We start from the raw sequence: 1,945 nt of genomic DNA, 5'->3' as shown, positions 1-1,945 counted from the left end.
GGGAGAAGGAGCGACATGCCAAAGAAAATCTCAGATAACACCGTAACTCTTTTTGTCAACGGCAGAAAATACGAGAATTGGCTTGAAGTAAGCATTACCTGCACGCTTCAAAGCTTGGCTAGAACCTTCTCTGTTAGGTCAACCAGAAGTAAAGAAGACCTGACTATAGGTATTCAGCCTCAGGATGAGGTGAAGGTGTTCATTGGGGACGATCTTGTTCTGACCGGTTACGTTACTAAGCGGGAGGTAAGTTATTCTGCATCCGGAATCAGCATTACTATCTCTGGCGCGAGTAAGACGGTCGACTTACAGGACTGCTGTATGCCGCACGGGATGGCGAACTCCTACAAGAATCAGACGCATGAGCAGAACTTAAAGGCGGTGTGCGCTCCGTTCGGAATTGGCGTTGTGGATCAAGTGAAGTCGGTGGATAGGAGAAACTTAGAGTTTGCCCCGACGGAAACTGTAGGTGCTGCCGTGACCCGATATCTTCAGAAGAACGGAATTCTGCTTACGGATGATGAGGCGGGTAACTTGGTTATTGCTCAAGCCGGATCCGGAGGTAATGCACACGACACTCTGGAACTAGGGAAGAATATTCTTGAAGGTAAACGTACTCAGGATGCGTCGAAGAGGTTTAGTGATTACGTTACCTTAGGACAGGCCGCCAACCCGACCAGTGAGCTTCCGGTGTCGGCTAATCATCTTAAAGGTTTTGCCCAAGACGAAGGAGTTAGACGTAATAGGTGGTTTGTAAAGCAGGAATCAGGGAATGCGTCAACAGAAATACTTCAGAAGAAGGCTATTGTGCTTAAAGATGTCAAATTCGGAGATTCCGATACATTGACCTATAAGGTACAGGGGTGGAGGCAAAGCAACGGAGAGTTGTGGAAAGTTAATGCATGGGCTAATGTAGACGACAAATGGCTGGAGACGGACAGGCAACTTAAGTGGGTAATAGCCAGTATCACGTACACTTTAAACGGATCTGGAAGCATTGTAAGTCTTGAGTTAAAACAGCAACAATCGTTTATGATTTTTAAAGAGGTTGACACCAAAAAGATTACAATCGAAATGTATCCGGAAATCAAAAAAGACAGCGGGAGAGTCTAAATGAGAAAATTGTTTGTACCACTTGTCTTGTTGCTCGTGAGCACCGTAGCTTGCGCTGAGATGAAGTATTACTATAACGAGAAGGGACAATGCATTGGCGGGGAGAACATTCCAGGATATAAAGATCCTAGGACCACAATCACTGAAGAAGACATGAAAGGCATGGTGTACGTTAGTCCCGAGCAAAAACGAAAGATGGATGAAAAGATTTTCAAAGAAGCTCTGGAGAATGAGATCACCGCTCGAATGTATCAGGATCGAGTTGCAACAAGAGAACAGGCTATCAAAGATATTCTTTCCGGCGTTCCTAGGAAAGTCCGCTGAGTTGAAAAATACACGCCGCCCGCCTAATTAGGCGGGTTTATTTTTGTCTAACGAAAATGAATTTAACAGCTTTAATAAACAGAGCGACGCTCTCAGCCAAGAACGGAGCTCGAAAACTTCGAACACTGCAGATTCAGCTTCTGGGTGGAGATATCAGAGAGTCGGTAGAGCATTTTGAACCATACGGCTTTACTTCTGAGCCGCATGTCGGAGCTGAAGCTATCGGATTAGCCTTAGGCGGTGATCGTGATCAAACTCTTGCTGTCGTTGTCACGGACCGCCGATATCGTCCGACTGATCTGAAGGATGGCGAGGTTTGTGTTTTTGATGACTTAGGCAGGAAAGTCTATCTTTCTCGTGACGGAATCAGAGTAGAGGGAGTAGCCAGTCCCGTGACAGTCTCAACATCTGCTTCAGTAACTGTTGACGCGCCTTTGACAAAATGCACGGGAAATCTTGAAGTCGGAGGCAATATCGTTGCAAAAGGCGACATCAAAGATAAAGGAGG

General features: G+C 46.0%; 3 protein-coding genes. All 3 read left to right on the top strand.

What is annotated here, in order from left to right:
- Positions 1-1,113 (top strand): phage baseplate assembly protein (locus E5987_RS12610; protein WP_237178849.1); only part of this gene is annotated, 1,113 nt, incomplete at its 5' end.
- Positions 1,114-1,437 (top strand): hypothetical protein, encoded by a 324-nt coding sequence (locus E5987_RS12605; protein ID WP_160336416.1) that lies wholly within the window; start codon positions 1,114-1,116, stop codon positions 1,435-1,437. It abuts the gene before it with no gap.
- Between the two features lie 56 nt (positions 1,438-1,493).
- On the top strand, positions 1,494-1,945 hold a 452-nt coding region (locus E5987_RS12600; RefSeq protein WP_160336415.1), incomplete at its 3' end, for a phage baseplate assembly protein V.

It is taken from the genome of Parasutterella muris, assembly GCF_009767915.1.
Lineage (GTDB): Bacteria > Pseudomonadota > Gammaproteobacteria > Burkholderiales > Burkholderiaceae_F > Parasutterella > Parasutterella muris.
Note: the sequence above shows the minus strand (reverse complement) of the source record. Positions and strands in the feature narration are given on the sequence as shown.

Excerpts from the sequence above, each read along its gene's own strand:
- E5987_RS12605 (WP_160336416.1), top strand. The coding sequence starts at position 1,114 with ATGAGAAAATTGTTTGTACCACTTGTCTTGTTGCTCGTGAGCACCGTA.